Source organism: Aeromonas sp. 96A (genome assembly GCF_051919165.1).
Lineage (GTDB): Bacteria > Pseudomonadota > Gammaproteobacteria > Enterobacterales > Aeromonadaceae > Aeromonas > Aeromonas veronii.
The window spans coordinates 560,279-575,534 of sequence record NZ_JBQBFE010000001.1 but is presented as its reverse complement, the minus strand read 5'-3'; the positions used below and the strand labels follow the sequence as shown (position 1 = coordinate 575,534).

Annotated in this window: 16 protein-coding genes; 3 read left to right on the top strand and 13 right to left on the bottom strand. The window is 59.4% G+C overall.

Features of this window, described 5'->3' with window-relative positions:
* Window positions 1-60: 60 nt before the first annotated feature.
* The 3 genes from cobB to ACTG2W_RS02700 all read left to right on the top strand — a co-directional run bounded on the left by cobB (window position 61) and on the right by ACTG2W_RS02700 (window position 3,057).
* Window positions 61-834 carry a Sir2 family NAD+-dependent deacetylase gene (cobB, locus tag ACTG2W_RS02710; RefSeq protein WP_005336680.1) on the top strand — a complete coding sequence of 258 codons (774 nt, stop codon included), beginning with the start codon at window positions 61-63 and terminating at the stop codon, window positions 832-834.
* A gap of 91 nt (window positions 835-925) precedes the next feature.
* Window positions 926-1,408: a hypothetical protein gene (locus ACTG2W_RS02705; protein ID WP_106843404.1), complete on the top strand. Its 483-nt coding sequence runs from the start codon at window positions 926-928 to the stop codon at window positions 1,406-1,408.
* Window positions 1,408-3,057, top strand: coding sequence for a GGDEF domain-containing protein (locus ACTG2W_RS02700; RefSeq protein ID WP_421308091.1), 1,650 nt, complete (start codon window positions 1,408-1,410; stop codon window positions 3,055-3,057). The genes ACTG2W_RS02705 and ACTG2W_RS02700 overlap by 1 nt, the downstream gene beginning before the upstream one ends.
* 87 nt (window positions 3,058-3,144) lie before the next feature.
* Here ACTG2W_RS02700 and ACTG2W_RS02695 read toward each other — a convergent pair whose 3' ends face one another.
* The 13 genes from ACTG2W_RS02695 to potA form a co-directional block, all read right to left on the bottom strand.
* Entirely contained in the window at window positions 3,145-4,149 is a 1,005-nt protein-coding gene (locus ACTG2W_RS02695) for a substrate-binding domain-containing protein (RefSeq protein WP_265760248.1), read from the bottom strand.
* The gene (rbsK, locus tag ACTG2W_RS02690; protein WP_421308088.1) at window positions 4,149-5,081 is read right to left on the bottom strand and encodes a ribokinase; all 933 of its coding nucleotides are present in this window, start codon (window positions 5,079-5,081) and stop codon (window positions 4,149-4,151) included. Before rbsK ends, ACTG2W_RS02695 begins: the two co-directional genes overlap by 1 nt.
* A 107-nt stretch (window positions 5,082-5,188) precedes the next feature.
* A complete protein-coding gene (gene rbsB, locus ACTG2W_RS02685) occupies window positions 5,189-6,064 on the bottom strand; it encodes a ribose ABC transporter substrate-binding protein RbsB (RefSeq protein ID WP_005360585.1) in 876 nt (291 codons plus the stop codon).
* Between the two features lie 30 nt (window positions 6,065-6,094).
* Window positions 6,095-7,063 (bottom strand): ribose ABC transporter permease, encoded by a 969-nt coding sequence (gene rbsC, locus ACTG2W_RS02680; protein ID WP_005336670.1) that lies wholly within the window; start codon window positions 7,061-7,063, stop codon window positions 6,095-6,097.
* Entirely contained in the window at window positions 7,060-8,589 is a 1,530-nt protein-coding gene (gene rbsA, locus ACTG2W_RS02675) for a ribose ABC transporter ATP-binding protein RbsA (protein WP_245147728.1), read from the bottom strand. Before rbsA ends, rbsC begins: the two co-directional genes overlap by 4 nt.
* Before the next feature lie 36 nt (window positions 8,590-8,625).
* The gene (rbsD, locus tag ACTG2W_RS02670) at window positions 8,626-9,045 is read right to left on the bottom strand and encodes a D-ribose pyranase (protein WP_058052594.1); all 420 of its coding nucleotides are present in this window, start codon (window positions 9,043-9,045) and stop codon (window positions 8,626-8,628) included.
* A 233-nt stretch (window positions 9,046-9,278) separates the two neighbouring features.
* Window positions 9,279-9,896, bottom strand: a complete 618-nt coding sequence (locus tag ACTG2W_RS02665) for a glutathione S-transferase family protein (RefSeq protein ID WP_106843372.1) — start codon at window positions 9,894-9,896, stop codon at window positions 9,279-9,281.
* Window positions 9,897-10,176: 280 nt separating this feature from the next.
* Window positions 10,177-10,638 (bottom strand): hypothetical protein, encoded by a 462-nt coding sequence (locus ACTG2W_RS02660; RefSeq protein ID WP_106843373.1) that lies wholly within the window; start codon window positions 10,636-10,638, stop codon window positions 10,177-10,179.
* An 8-nt stretch (window positions 10,639-10,646) separates the two neighbouring features.
* Window positions 10,647-10,922, bottom strand: coding sequence for an OapC/ArvC family zinc-ribbon domain-containing protein (locus ACTG2W_RS02655; RefSeq protein WP_139747255.1), 276 nt, complete (start codon window positions 10,920-10,922; stop codon window positions 10,647-10,649).
* Between the two features lie 401 nt (window positions 10,923-11,323).
* A complete protein-coding gene (locus tag ACTG2W_RS02650; RefSeq protein WP_106843374.1) occupies window positions 11,324-12,391 on the bottom strand; it encodes an extracellular solute-binding protein in 1,068 nt (355 codons plus the stop codon).
* Between the two features lie 81 nt (window positions 12,392-12,472).
* On the bottom strand, window positions 12,473-13,243 hold the full coding sequence (potC, locus tag ACTG2W_RS02645) for a spermidine/putrescine ABC transporter permease PotC (RefSeq protein WP_058058161.1): 771 nt from the start codon (window positions 13,241-13,243) through the stop codon (window positions 12,473-12,475).
* Window positions 13,240-14,127, bottom strand: coding sequence for a spermidine/putrescine ABC transporter permease PotB (gene potB / locus ACTG2W_RS02640; protein ID WP_005351941.1), 888 nt, complete (start codon window positions 14,125-14,127; stop codon window positions 13,240-13,242). The genes potC and potB overlap by 4 nt, the downstream gene beginning before the upstream one ends.
* Window positions 14,114-15,217, bottom strand: coding sequence for a spermidine/putrescine ABC transporter ATP-binding protein PotA (potA, locus tag ACTG2W_RS02635; protein WP_005351940.1), 1,104 nt, complete (start codon window positions 15,215-15,217; stop codon window positions 14,114-14,116). Before potA ends, potB begins: the two co-directional genes overlap by 14 nt.
* Between the last annotated feature and the right edge of the window lie 39 nt (window positions 15,218-15,256).

The following is a 15,256-nucleotide window of genomic DNA, read 5'->3' as shown; positions in this document are numbered from 1 at the left end:
TGACACTTTTTTCCCTGTGCTAAGGTCACATTTATTGTGCGGGGATAGACGGAGCAGCTTATGGCGCAGTCATATAAACATATCGTGATCCTGACCGGCGCGGGGATCTCTGCCGAGTCCGGCATCAAGACTTTTCGTGCCTGCGACGGTTTGTGGGAAGAGCACAAGGTCGAGGATGTGGCGACCCCCGAGGGGTATGCCCGGGATCCCGAACTGGTGCTGCGCTTTTACAACTCCCGCCGCAAACAGCTGCAACAGCCCCAGGTTCACCCCAATCCGGCCCACTATGCGCTGGCCCGCCTCGAGCGACTGCTGCCCGGTTCGGTTACGCTGGTCACCCAGAACATCGACAATCTGCACGAGAGCGCTGGCAGCAAGAACCTTATCCATATGCACGGGGAGCTGCTCAAGGCCCGCTGCCCCGAGTCCGGTCAGGTGATCGAGTGGCGCGGTGATCTCCATCAGGACGAGCTCTGCTCCTGCTGCCAGTTTCCTCAGCCGATGCGCCCCCATGTGGTCTGGTTTGGCGAAATGCCACTCGGGCTGGATCGCATCTACAGCGCGCTGGCCCAGTGCGATCTCTTTATCTCCATCGGTACCTCTGGCGCTGTCTATCCGGCCGCCGGGTTTGTCCATGAAGCGGGATTGAACGGGGCGCACACCATAGAGCTCAATCTCGAGCCGAGCGAGGTGGGTAGCCAGTTTGACGAAAAACGCTATGGCCCTGCCTCCCTGCTGGTGCCCGCCTATGTCGATGAGTTGCTGGAGGCGTGCGGCATTCATCAACCGAGGCAGGTCGAGGGGCACAACTGGATGGAGATGCGCGGTCCCTGAGCTACTGTGCAACGGGACAGTTGCAATGGTTCGGTGAAATCGCCACACTGGCAACCATTTAAAAAATGGGACGCAGTTGGCGCAAATTACCATGACCGCAGTAAAGCAATGGATCGCTTTTTTTCTCCTGATGCTGGCCAGTGCCAGTGCCAGTGCATCGGCCTCCATCCCCCTGATGACCCTGGTACTGCCAGATGGCCAGCAGGTGACCCTCGATGAGTCGGCCCTCTCCGCCTTGCCACAGACCGAATTCACCACCACTACCCCCTGGACTCAGGGCGCCCACCACTATCGCGGGCCTATCCTGTCAGCCGTGCTTGCGGCGCAAGGGATCCTGGATGCTCGCAAGATCGCCGTCTCGGCCCTCAACGGCTATCAGCAGGTGGTGGATCTGGCCCTGTTCGATGGCGTGCCGCTGACCCTGGTGCGTCAGGAGGACGGCAAACCGCTGACCCGGCGCAACAAGGGGCCGCTCTGGCTGCTCATCCCGTTCACCACCTATCCCAAGCTGGACGTGCCAGCCATTCACAACTGCATGGTGTGGCAGGTGACCCGCATCGAGATCGTCGACTGATGGGGCTATCCCGCCAAAATCTGCTGTTGGTTGCGGTGTCGCTGCTGTTTCTGCTCTCGTCGGGCAGCAGCCTCTATCTGCAGCATCGGCAGGAGCAGCTGGTCGATACCTTCTACCGCAATGTCCACTGGAACATCAGCCAGGTGATGCTCGAATCCCAGCGTTTTCTCTACGACCTGCAGCTCTATCGGGCTGGCAGACTGTCGATGGAGACCCTGAGCCTCGATTACGATCTGCTGTGGAACCGGCTCGACATCTTCCTCATCAGCAGTGAAACCGCCGAGATGCGCCAGCGGCACGGGCTCGGCAAAGTGTTGGCCACCCTGTTCGAGCAGATCAAGCAGCTCGAACCCCAGATGGAGGCCGGTGCGCTGCGCGAGGGGGCTGAGCTTGTCCGCTTGCAGGAGGCGATCGCCAGCCAGACCCGTCTCGTCGAACAGATAGGGGATCAGATCCTCTCCGGCCAGGAGCGGGAGCATTCGGTCAGCCAGATCCGCAACAGCCTGTTCTGGCTGCAGATCTGGCAGCTGATCCTGCTACTGACCGGTGGCGCTCTGGTCGCAGCCCTCATTCGCGCCAATCTGGCGAACCGCCGGCTTGCCCTGCTCGATCCCCTGACTCAGCTTGGCAACCGCCGTGCCCTGCAGGAGCAGCTCTCTCGCGCTCTGCATTCTGGCGAGGTGAGCGCTTTGGTGGTACTCGATCTCAAGCGCTTCAAGCAGGTCAATGATCTGCTGGGTTATCAGGTCGGTGATCGGCTGTTGCAGATGGTGGCCAACAAGCTGCAGCAGGCCCATGGCAGCCACGCTTACCGACTCGGCGGAGATGAATTTGCCGTGGTGCTGACCAAGGCGAATGATGTGCTGGAAACCGCCATTCATGAGCTGGTGGATCTGCTCCATTTCGAGTTCGTGACCCGGGAGTGCAGCTTCGATCTGGCCTGTCGGCTCGGGGTCGCCAAGGCGCAACAACAGGATGCCGCCCGGCTGCTGGATCAGGCCATCCTGGCCCTCAACCAGGCCAAGCGTAACCAAGAGGGGGCGATCAGCTGGTTTGAGCCCGCGATGCTGCAGCAGTTGCAGTTGAGTCAGCAGCAGCTTCATCAGCTGCGAGAGTGGCTGGCGGGGCGCGAGCCAGCACCGCTGCGAGTGGCATTGCAGGCGCTGACGGACGGGCAGGGCAACGACATGTGGCAATTGGCGCTTGAGTGGCGTGAGCAGGGGGCGCCCTGCCACATGCGCTGGCTGCAGGAGTGCGGCGTACTGGGGCCCGTGTTGGCCCGTGTGCTGCAAGCGCACGAGGCGCAGTATGCCGATGGCCGGGCACTGCTGGTCCCGCTCGACAACCAGGCCCAGCTGACCCATTTACTGGCCTATTTGCCGGGGGCTTCCCGTACGCCGCTGGTGTTGCAGGTACCGACGCTACAGCCGGATGGTGTCTTGCTGGCGGGATTGCGGCAGCAGGGTTGCACTCTGGCGCTCAGAGAGATTGGCAGTACCACCTCTGCACAGCTGGCAGCCGGCTGGCCTGTTCGCTACTGGCTGCCGCAGGGTGATAAAAATATCGAGTTGCTGCAGCCTCTGGCCAGACGATTGGGGCTGGTGCCACTGCAAGTGCTGGCAGCCAGGGAGACCCGGTCGCTGGCCTGAGGGCAAAAAGCGGTATTGCACCGGCAAGAGACAAAATGAAACAAGGCGACCTCGGGGTCGCCTTGTTTCATTTATTGCCCCTGAACGTCAGGTGCGAGGGGCGCAGGATTGCCTGATCACCAGGTCCGGGTCGACGGTGATCAGGTGGTTCTCCACCACTTCGCCGTTGATCCGCGCCAGCAGGCGGGTGACGGCGAGGCGTCCCAGCTCCTCTTTGGGCTGGTTGACGGTGGTGAGCGGCGGCGACATAAATTCTGCCAGTGCCACATTGTCATAGCCAACGATGGAGATATCCCGCGGGATCACCAGCCCCGCCTGATGGGCGGCACTGATGGCTCCCATCGCCATCATGTCGTTGCAGACAAAGAGGGCGGTGGGACGCTCGGGCAATGCCAGCAGACGGGTCATCGCCTGATGGCCGCTGGCGCAGTCAAAATCCCCCTCCTGAATCCAGTCAGGATTGATCGTGAGACCCGCCTCCTGCAACGCCTGTTCAAAGCCAGCTTGGCGCTGGTTGGCGGGGGCGCGGCTGTGGGGGCCTGTGATGCAACCGATGGCGGTATGGCCCAGCTCAATCAGATGGCAGGTTGCGAGATAACCACCGTGGAAGGAGTTGTCGGCGATAAGATCCACATCTTCGCTGACCAGCCCCCAATCCATCACCACCACCGGCAGGCTCTTGAGCCAGTCGAGCTGGTTGAACACCTCTTGCTGTCCTTCGCTACACATGATCAGCAGGCCATCGACCCGCTTGCGCAGCATCATCTTGAGGTAGGAGAGAGCCGTCTCGGCTTGCCCTTCGGTGTTGCCCAGCATCAGGTTGTAGCCCTGCTCGAAGCAGTAGCGCTCCACCCCGCGCACCACTTCGGCAAAGAAGGGGTTGCTGGAGGTAGTGACCAGCATGCCGATACTGTTGGTCTCCTTCACCTTGAGGCTGCGGGCCACCAGACTCGGGGCATAGTTGAGATCGCGCATGGCCGCAAAGACCCGTGTGCGGGTCTCCTCGGCCACAAAGCGGGTCTCGTTGATGACATGGGAGACGGTGGTGGTCGACACCCCCGCCAACGCCGCCACCTCCTTGATATTGGCCATCAGTGCCCCTGCGCAGTCTGCTCAAGCAGGAAGGTGTCGACCTCCTGCTTGCTCGGGATGGAGCTCTGGGCACCGAAGCGGGTGACGGAGAGCGCTGCCGCCCCGTGGGCAAAACGCACCGCGCTGTGGAAATCGGCACCCGCCAGTTCCGCCGCCAGCAGGGCGCCATTGAAGGTATCGCCCGCGGCAGTGGTGTCCACCGCCTTGACGCGAAAGCCCGGGATCAGCTGTTGCTGCTGTGCGTTGCTGCAATAGACCCCCTGCGACCCCAGGGTGATCATCACATCCGCAATACCCATCTGGTGGAAACGGGCAGCCGCCTCGCGGGCGCTCGCTTCATCGGTGACTTTCACGCCGGTCAACAGCTCCGCTTCGGTCTGGTTGGGGGTGATAAGGTCGACCAGTGCCAGCAGTTCGCTTGTGAGCGGACGGGCGGGGGCGGGATTGAGCACCACCCGAGTGCCGTGGGCGCGGGCCAGGCGGGCAGCTTCATGGACGCTCTCCAGCGGCACTTCCAGCTGCAACAGCAGGGTGTGGGCGTCGGCGATCATGGCTTCGTGGTTTTTCACCACAGCCGGAGTGATGGCACCGTTGGCTTCGGCGGAGATACCGATACTGTTCTCCCCCTCATCGCTCACATAGATGATGGCGATACCGGTCGGGAGCTTGGGATCGAGCTCGACGGCGCTGACGTCGATGCCATCTTTGGCAAAGCCGCTCTTCATCTGGTGGCCGATGGCGTCATCACCGATGCGGGCGATAAAGGAGACGGGGGCGCCAAGGCGGGCAGCTGCGACTGCCTGATTAGCCCCCTTGCCACCGGGCACTACCTGATAGCTGTGGCCGGTCAGGGTTTCACCCGGGCGAGGAAAGTGGGGAACGCGCAGCACATGGTCTGCATTGACACTGCCCAGAACGACGAGACGATTCATGTTGACTACTCCTGATGCATCTTGGCTTGAACACTGTGATGGAGTGAGCTCAAGCCGGGAGGCACCTGAACGAGAGGGAAAGGGGAGGCGAACCTCCCCTCGAGCACTTACTTGCTGACCACTTGCAGCGGTACCGGAATGGATTTCTCGACCGGCTGACCTTTCAGCACCTTGTCGGCAGTCTCGACGCCGATGGCACCGATCAGGGCTGGTTGCTGGGCCACGGTGGCGGCCAGTTTACCCTTGGCAACGGCGGCTTTGCCATCGTCAGTGCCGTCGAAGCCGACGATCATCACCTCTTTACCGGCAGCCTGCACCGCGCGGATGGCACCCAGCGCCATCTCGTCGTTCTGGGCAAAGACTGCTTGAACGGTCGGGTGGGCCGCCAGCAGGTTTTCCATGACGTTCAGACCCTTGGTGCGGTCAAAGTCGGCAGGCTGGGAAGCCAGCACTTGCAGCTTGTTGGCCGCCACGGCCAGGGCAAAGCCTTCGCCACGGTCGCGGGCGGCGGAGGTACCGGCAATCCCTTCCAGCTGGATCACCTTGGCACCGGTACCCAGTTTTTCGGTGATAAAGTCACCGGCCAGCTTGCCGCCTGCCACGTTGTCGGAGGCAATGTGGGCCTTGACCTCACCCTGCGCGGCGCCGCGGTCCAGAGTCAGTACCGGAATGCTGGCGCGGTTGGCCAGACGAATGGCGTTGCCGACCGCTTCTGAGTCGGTGGGGTTGATCAGGATGGCGCCGACCTTGCGTACGGTGAGATCTTCCATGTTGGAGAGCTCTTTGGCCGGGTCATTCTGGGAGTCCAGTACCACCAGCTCGTAGCCAAGCTCCTTGGCTTTGGCTTCGGCACCCTCTTTCATGGTGACGAAGAAGGGGTTGTTGAGGGTGGAGACCACCATGGCCAGGGTTTGATCGGCGGCCTGGGCGGTGCCCAGCACGGACATGATGGCGGCAGCGAGTAGGGTATTGAGCTTTTTCATCATTTCATTCCTTGTGTGTGGCTTGTCTTATCAACGATTGCTTTTGTTATCGATCATCACGGCAAGCAAGATCACGCTGGCCTTGGCGATCATCTGGTAATAGGAGGATACGTCGAGCAGGTTGAGGGCGTTATTCAGGAAGCCGATGATCAAGGCACCTATCAGGGTACCCATGATGCGGCCCTTGCCGCCCATCAGGCTGGTACCACCCAGCACCACGGCAGCGATGGCATCCAGCTCGTAACCCATGCCCGCTGTCGGCTGGGCAGAGGAGAGACGAGAGGTAACGATAAGCCCTGCCAGTGCCGAGAGCGCGCCGCACAGACCATACACCGCCAGCTTCACCCGATCCACATTGATACCGGAGAGGCGGGTGGCAGACTCGTTACCGCCCAGCGCGTAGATGTAGCGACCGAGGCGAGTGTGGTTGAGCATGAACCAGGCGAGCAGGAAGACGATAGCCATCAGCCAGATGGGCACCGGCAGACCGAACAGGTAACCGGTACCGAGCCAGGCGAAGTGATCGGCGCCGTCACTGAAACCGGTGGAGATGGGACGCCCCTCGGTATAGACCATGGTGATACCACGCAGGGCGGTCATGGTGACCAGAGTGGCGATAAATGCCTGCACCTTGCCCTTGGCAATGATGAGACCGCTGACGCCACCCAGCAGGGCACCGGCACCCAGAGTGAGGGGCACCACCAGCCAGATGGGCAGCTCCATGGCGACCATGGTGGCGGCCAGCGCGCCGCACAGGGCCAGTACCGAGCCGACCGACAGATCGATACCGGCGGTAAGGATAACCAGCGTCATACCGACCGCCATGATGGCGTTGACCGAGGTCTGGCGCAGGATGTTGAGCAGGTTGTCGGCGGTGAAGAAGTTGGGGCTCAGAAAGGAGACCACACCAATCAGGACCAGCAGCGCGACCAGGGATTTATTCTCGATCCACCACGCCTTGCTCATAACGCCACGGCGGGAAAGGGTTTGGGTTGTCATTGGGATGCCTCTTGCTCTGCTTGCCACTGTTTACCGACTGCCGCCGCCATCAGCTTCTCCTGATTGGCATCGCGGGTGTTGAACTCTGCGCTGATGCGCCCTTCGTGCATCACCATGATGCGATCACTCATGCCGAGCACTTCCGGCATTTCGGAGGAGACCAGAATGATGCTCATCCCCTCCTTCTTGAACTGGTTGATCAGCTGATAAATTTCCTTTTTCGCCCCCACGTCGACGCCGCGGGTCGGCTCGTCGAGGATCAGCACCTTGGGCCTTGTCAGCAGCCCTTTGGCGATGGCCACCTTCTGCTGGTTGCCGCCTGAGAGCAGCTTTATCAGCTGATCTTGACTCGGGGTCTTGATGTTGAACAGGCGCACATAGTCGCTCACCGCCTGCCGCTCGGCCTTGCCATCGATCTTGCCGTTGCTGATGAACTCATCGAGGGCGCACAGACTCATGTTTTCGCGCACCGACAGCTCCAGCACCAGCCCATCCCCCTTGCGATCCTCGGAGATATAGGCGATGCCTGCGGCCAACCCATCCGCCGGGCTTTTGGGCACCAGAGCATGGCCGTCAACTTGCACTTCACCGGCGCTGATGGGGCTGGCGCCATAGATAAGCTTCATCAGCTCGGTACGGCCGGATCCCATCAGGCCGCTAAAGCCAAGAATTTCCCCCTGACGCAGGGAGAAACTCACCCCGCGCACGCCGGGGCCGGCCAGATCTTTAACTTGCAGGCTGACGGGGCCAAGCTCGCGCTCAAGGCGCGGGTACTGCTCTTCCAGCCGACGGCCCACCATCATCTCGATGATCCTGTCTTCATCGAGATCGCTCACCGCCTTCTCGCCGATCCACTTGCCGTCCCGCAGCACGGTGACCCGATCGCAGATCTCGAAGATCTCCTTGAGGCGGTGGGAGATATAGACGATGCCGCAACCCTGCTCACGCAGCTCGCGGATAACCTTGAACAGCTGCTCGGTCTCGGTATCGGTCAGCGCATCGGTCGGCTCGTCCATGATGATGACGCTGGCATCGAACGACAGCGCCTTGGCGATCTCCACCATCTGCTGTTCGCCGATGGAGAGATCCCCGAGTCGGGTATCCGGCCCGTGTTTGACGCCAAGTCGCGCCAACAGGCCGCTTGCCCGTTCACGCAGCTGTTTGTGGTCGATGCTGCCAAAACGGGTACGGGGCTCGCGACCGAGGAAGATGTTGGCGGCAATCGACAACTCCGGCAGCAGGTTCAGCTCCTGGTGGATGATGCTGATCCCCTGATCCTGAGAGTCGCGCGGCCCCTTGAAGTGAACCGGTTGACCGCGGTAGCTGACGCTGCCCGCATCGGCCTGATAGATGCCGGTCAGCACCTTCATCAGGGTGGATTTGCCGGCGCCATTTTCACCGAGCAGGGCCATCACCTGGCCCGGATAGACCCACAGACCCGCTTCGTCGAGGGCGCGCACACCGGGGAAGGTCTTGACGATCCCGGTCAGCTCCAGAATGGGTGAGAGGGGGGAGGTTGTGCTCATTTGCAGCTTCCTTGAAGAGGCCTTCTTTGAAGAATGTCAGAACGCCACACCGGCGCAGAGGATCAGGTTGGCGTAGGGAGTCACCTCGCCGCTGCGCACGATCGCCTTGCTCTGGCGGGAGCGGGTTTTGAACTCCTCATGCAGGCAGTATTCGATGGCGATGGGCTTGCCCTGGGCGGCTGCGTGGGCCTCAAGCTGATCGACCAGCGCCTGATGGGCGGCGGGGCTGATCTGCTTGATCTCGCTCGCCATGATCACCTTCTCCACCACCAGATCGGTGAGCAGGGCGGTCAGCACGGTTTCAAGGCTGGGCGTCCCCGCCATCAACGCCAGATCGATCCGCTCCGGCCCTGCCGGAATGGGTAAGCCTGCATCGCAGACGGTGATCTCGTCGGTGTGGCCCATCTGTGCCACCAGAGCACTCAGGGGAGCATTGAGCAGTACGCCTCGTTTCATACAGCACCTCATCAGGCCTTGGCCCGTCAATCTGTGAACCGCTAGGCAACCGGTTACGCAACCGGTTGCGTCATGGCGCAAAGATAGGCTTTTTACTAAGGAAGGGCCACGGCAAAACCACGGAAATGTGAAAACGATCTCAAAGGCGGGAGAAGAAGTGCAGGGGAGGAGGCAGGAAGGGTGTCAGTAGAGCCCTGACACCCTTGTTATTCATCGAGCTATTGATTTTATGGTTAGTTGGCCAGTGCCTTGGCGACCGCCGGACGGCTCAGCATGCGCTGATAATGATCGGCAACCTTGGGGAATTCACTGATCTCGACCCCATCGCTTTTCAGCCAGCCCGCGACCACGAACAGATAGATATCCGCCACGCTGAACTGCTCGCCCAGCACCCAGGGGCCTGCCAGATAGTGCAGCTCAATCTGGGCAAAGCCATCGCGCATATTGCTGGCGACTTTCTGCTGCATGGCGGCAATGGCCTGCTCGTCATCGGCCCAGCGGCTGCCACGGCGACCGTGGGCGTGGGAGACATGCACAGTGGAGGCGAGGAAGCTGTTGACCTCCTGCATGCGGGCCAGCTGGAACGGATTGTCCAGCGGCGCCAGCTTGGCATCGGGGAAGCGCTGCGCCACATAGAGCAGCAGGGCCGGGGTCTCGGTCAGGGTGCCCTGCTCGGTGACAAGAGCAGGCACCCGCCCTTTGGGGTTGATGGCAAGATACGCAGGGTCACGCTGCTCCCCTGCGGCGAGGTTGACGAGACGGGGTTGGAACGGGGCATTCGCTTCCAGCAGGGCAATCTGCACGGCCATGGCACAAGTGCCGGGAGCGAAATAGAGGGTCAGATCGGACATGAATACTCCTGATTGGCTCAGGCCACCCGCGATATTGGCGAAAGATTGCTTCGCGGAGCACTACGGGCAGTCATGAAAAAAGAGAGGGGGCAACGTTTGCCCCCCGACCAATCTACACCCCTAAGGGATGATGAAAAAGTGCAGAATTTAATCGGCTTTGAACGCCTTGTAGTTTGCTCACACCTTAAACACCTTTCCTAATAGCACGAAACAGCTGGTGTTTACGCAGTAAAAATGCCACAAGTGCCGAATCACACTTAAATTGTCTGTTATGTGTATTTTACCACGTGGGATAAACTAGCTTTTCATTTTTATTTTTATGCTCATCCGACCAACGCAAGCACAACGTCTGTTTTCGTGCCGTATCAGAATGTATGTAAGCGATGAGCTCAACCGATGCGTGTTTTTCCAAGCATTCATATGGAAATTTATCATTTAATTCGGAGTCACTGACAAATTCGTTACCATTTGGGAAGCTGACCTCTACATTCCTTGCCACGGCACTACCTTTGTTCCAGATTTTTAAACGATAGTTGTTGTTACCAAGTTTAACAATTGAAGCGCCCAAATCAGCTTTTTTATCATCTAGGACTTCTTCGGTTTCCTTAGCAAGCAACAGTTTGTTAAGCTCTCTCTGAGTCTCAATTAGTTCATCTTGTCGTTTGTTAAATTTAACAGTTTTCCAAGTGGCATAACCTGATAGGCACAAAGCGAGAAGAGCAACGATATCACCAAAATCCATACTAAACCTTACCTAACCTTGATATTTTTATTGCCTTTAAAGGCATTTTTGAGCATTTTCTTCATTTCAGCTTGGATCTGTTTCTGAGCTTCTTTTGCTATTTCATGTTGAGTTTCAGTCATTAATTCAGCGTTTTCTTGAATCAGCTCAAACCTGGCCATTTGACGCTCGCATTGAGTACAAGTAACTCGCCCTTCTTCATCATGCTCCACAAATGAAAAGTCTGTACATCCGCAAGTCGGACAATGCAATCTAATTTCTCTGTCGAACTTATTTAGTTTCATATTTCCTCTGAAGCGCATAATAGTTATAAGATGGGCGACATTGTTAATATCAGGCCGTAGGTTCGATTAGTGAAGCGTAATCGGACGTTCGCGGTTTCGATAATACTGTACAGTTATTGCTTATAAACTCGTCTATTTCGCCCGTATTCCCACAATGGGGCAACTCTGAATCTGATCAAGATGGCCATATTTACCACAATCATCACCATACCCCCCTTCAAATCGGCTTTGAAGCTGGCTGTTTGAGAGGCCGGTTGCTGTTCATATATGATCGAGGTTCCCCGTGCCTCTCGGTGTTAAAGACTATTGCGCCGAGAAACCGTGCTGGTGGATAAAAAGCGAAGGGGGCAAATATTGCCCCCTTTATCCATTAACCCCGTCAGGATCGATTAACCGCCGACTTAACTGGCTTTGGCCACCATGGCTTTCAGCTGCAGGAAGTACTGCTCGTAGAGGCGGGAGGCATCCCCCACATCGGACTGGAACTCCCCCTTGCTTTTGATCTCATCGCTCGGGAAAACCATGGGGTTGTTGCGAAACGTCGGGGTGAGCAGGGGAATGGCATCCTTGACCGGGGTGGGGTAGCCAATTGCCTCGGCCACCTTGGCGGCCACATCGGGGCGCATCAGGAAGTTGATCAGGGCGTGGGCCTCTTTCACATGTTTGGCCTTGGCCGGGATGGCGAGGTTGTCCATCCAGAGCACGGCGCCTTCTTCGGGGTAGGTCATCTGGATGGAGGGGTATTCGCGCTGGGCGCCGTAGGCCGAGCCGTTCCACAGCATGCCGATATTGACCTCACCGGCGATAAAGGGGTCGGCCGGGTTGTCGGAGTTGAACGCCTTGACGTTGGGCATCAGCTTTTTCAGGTATTCGAACGCTTCGGCAATTTGCGCCTTGTCTTGAGTGTTGGGGCTATAGCCCAGCTGCACCAGCGCGATATGGAACACCTCGCGGGCATCGTCCATCAGCAGCAGGCTCTCTTTCCACTCCGGCGCCCAGAGCTGCTTCCAGCTGGTCACCGGCTGCTCGATGATATCGGTGTTGGTGCCGATCCCGGTTGCGCCCCAGATATAGGGGATGGAGTAGCGGTTGTCCGGGTCGTACTCGTGGTTGAGCAGGGTAGGGTCGAGGTGCTTGAAGTTGGGCAGCTGGGCGCGATCCAGCGGCTGCAGCATCCCCTCTTTGGCCATTTTCGAGATGAAGTAGGTGCTGGGCACCACCACGTCATAGCCGTCGCCATGGGTTTTCAGTTTGGCGTAGAGGGTCTCGTTGGATTCGTAGGTGGAGTAGATCACCTTGATGCCGGTCTCTTGCTGGAACTGCTCCAGCAGGCCGTCCGGCACATATTCCGACCAGTTGTAGAAGTAGACCACCTTGTCATCGGCCGCGTGAGCGCTCTGGCTCAGCAGCGGGGTGGTGAGGGTGAGGGCGGCTGCCAGCAGGGCGCCGGCCTTGTGTTGGATTGTCATCAACAACTCCTTGGGGTTATGGGGCCTTGCGGCCCACCGTGACAGAGTTCGCCAAAGATGGCGGGGACGAAACGGGCTGGGTTAACCCTGCCGTTTACGCAGTAACAGTTGCGCCAGCAGCACCATCCCGAGGGAGGCGACCAGCATCAGGGTGGCCAGGGCATTGACCTCGGGGGAGACCCCCACCTTGACCATGGAGTAGATCTTGAGCGGCAGGATCTCGTAGGCCGGGCCGGTAACAAAGGAGCTCACCACCACATCGTCCAGCGACAGGGTAAAGGAGAGCAGCCAGCCTGCCATCACCGCCGGCAGGGCCAGCGGCAGTATGATGCGGCGCAGGATGATCCACTCGCCAGCCCCCAGATCCCGTGCTGCCTCCAGCATCCGCACATCAAAACCGCACAGCCGCGAGTAGACGGTGATCACCACGAACGGCAGGCAGAAGGTGATGTGGGCGATCAGCAGCGACCAGAAGCCCAGCGCAATGCCGGTCACCACAAACAGGGTCAGCAGGGAGATGGCCATCACGATATCGGGGGACATCATCACCACAAACAGCATGCCGCTCACGTACTGCTTGCCGCGAAAGCGGTAGCGAAACAGCGCCACGGCGGTGAGGGTGCCGATCAGGGTGGCCGCGGTGGCGGTGAGGGCGGCGATGGTCAGGGAGTGTTGGGCCGCCTGCATCAGGCTGGCGCTGGCAAACAGCTTCTCATACCAGCCCAGGGTAAAGCCGCGCCAGTCGATGCCATATTTCGACAGATTGAAGGAGTTGGCGATCAGCACCCCGATGGGCACATAGAGATAGCCAAACACCAGCAGCAAGAACAGAGATTTCAGTGCGCGCATCATGCCAGCTCCCCCTTTTTGCTGAGCAGCTTGCCCGCCCGCCAGTAGCAGTAGACCAACAGCGCCATCAGTACCGTTAGCATCACGCTGATGGCGGCGCCGAAGGGCCAGTCACGGCTGTTGAGGAACTGGGTCTTGATCAGGTTGCCGATCAGCAGGTGTTTGGCGCCCCCCAGCAGATCGGAGACATAGAACATCCCCATGGCGGGCAGGAACACCAGCAGACAACCGGCGATGATGCCGGGCAGGGTGAGGGGCAAAATGATCCGCACCAGCCGCTGCCAGCCGTTGGCGCCGAGATCTCGCGCCGCCTCCAGCAAACGGCCATCCAGCTTCTCGATGCTGGAGTAGAGCGGCAGCACCATAAAGGGGAGCAGCACATAGACCAGCCCGATGATGACGGCCACCTCGGTATACATCATCTGCAGCGGCCGCTCGATAAGCCCCAGATCCAGCAGCCAACCATTGATCAGTCCCCGGGTGCCGAGCAGCACTTTCAGCGCATAGGTGCGGATCAGGGAGTTGGTCCAGAACGGCACCACCACCAGAAACAGCAGCAGCGGGCGGATACGCGCTGGCAGATGGGCCAGCAGCCAGGCAAAGGGGTAACCCACCAGCAAGCAGATGCTTGTAGCGAGCAGCGCCAGCCAGAGGGAGTGGAGCAGCACCTCGAAATAGAGGGGGTCCAGCAAGCGGCCATAGTTGCTCAGGGTAAAGAGCGGTGCGATAAGCTCGGACTCGTCACGGGTGAGGAAGCTGACGCCGATGATCATCAGGTTGGGCAGGAAGACAAACAGCGTCAGCCAGCCCAGGATCAGCGCGATGGCCCCGTTACGAAAGCCATTGTGGGCAAAGCTGTGCGGTACCCGCAGATTAGTGAGGCTCATAGGGCAGCACCACCTCCCAGCTGTCGACCCAGTGGATCGCCACCTCCTGACCCAGACGGTAGTCAAAGTCGGGGTCATCCTCGTCGAAGAACTCGGAGATAAGCAGCTGTTTGCCACTTTCGAGCTCGATCACCGAATCCAGCGTCGCCCCCTTGTAGTTGCGCTCGCGGATATTGCCCCGCAGCGCGCCGCTCTGATCGTCATCCTGATCGAGAATGCGCAGATCTTCCGGGCGCAGCAGCACCAGCACCTTGTCGTCTGGCTGGAATGGCAGTGTGGTATGAAGCAGGCATTCGCGCCCCTCTACCTCCGCCTGCCAGATACCGGGCTCGCGCTGGCTGATCAGCTTGCCATCCATCACGTTGATCTCGCCGATAAAGCGGGCCACGAACAGGTTGGCTGGCGATTCGTAGATATCGCGCGGGGTGCCGCGCTGGATGATCTTGCCGCCCTCCATCACCAGGATGCGATCAGACATGGTGAGCGCCTCTTCCTGATCATGGGTAACGAAGACAAAGGTGATGCCCAGGCGACGCTGCAACGCTTTGAGCTCGCTCTGCATCTGCTTGCGCAGCTTGTAGTCGAGCGCCGAGAGGGATTCGTCAAGCAGCAGCAGGCGGGGCTTGTTGACCACGGCGCGGGCGATGGCGACCCGTTGCTGCTGGCCGCCGGAGAGCTGATCCGGGCGGCGGTTGGCCAGCTCGGTAAGCTGCACCATGGCGAGGGTCTCCTCGACCCGCTGACGGATCTCGCTGGCCGGTACTTTCTGCATCTCGAGGCCAAAGGCGACGTTTTCAAACACCGTCATATGGGGGAAGAGCGCATAGCTCTGGAACACGGTGTTGATGTGCCTGTGTTCGGCGGGGATATGGGTGATCTCGTCACCGGCCAGATGGATGGTGCCACCGTCGACCGATTCTAGCCCGGCCAGCAGGCGCAGCAGGGTGGTCTTGCCACAGCCGGAGGGGCCCAGCAGGGTAAGAAATTCACCGTCATAGATTTCAAGGTCAAGGTCACTCAGGATCACCTTGCCATCGTATTTTTTGCTGATCTTGTTCAGCGCAACAATTACCTGTGGATTGTTCATCATCCGCCAGTCTCACCCCAGCCAGTGGCCATCGTGTTGAAA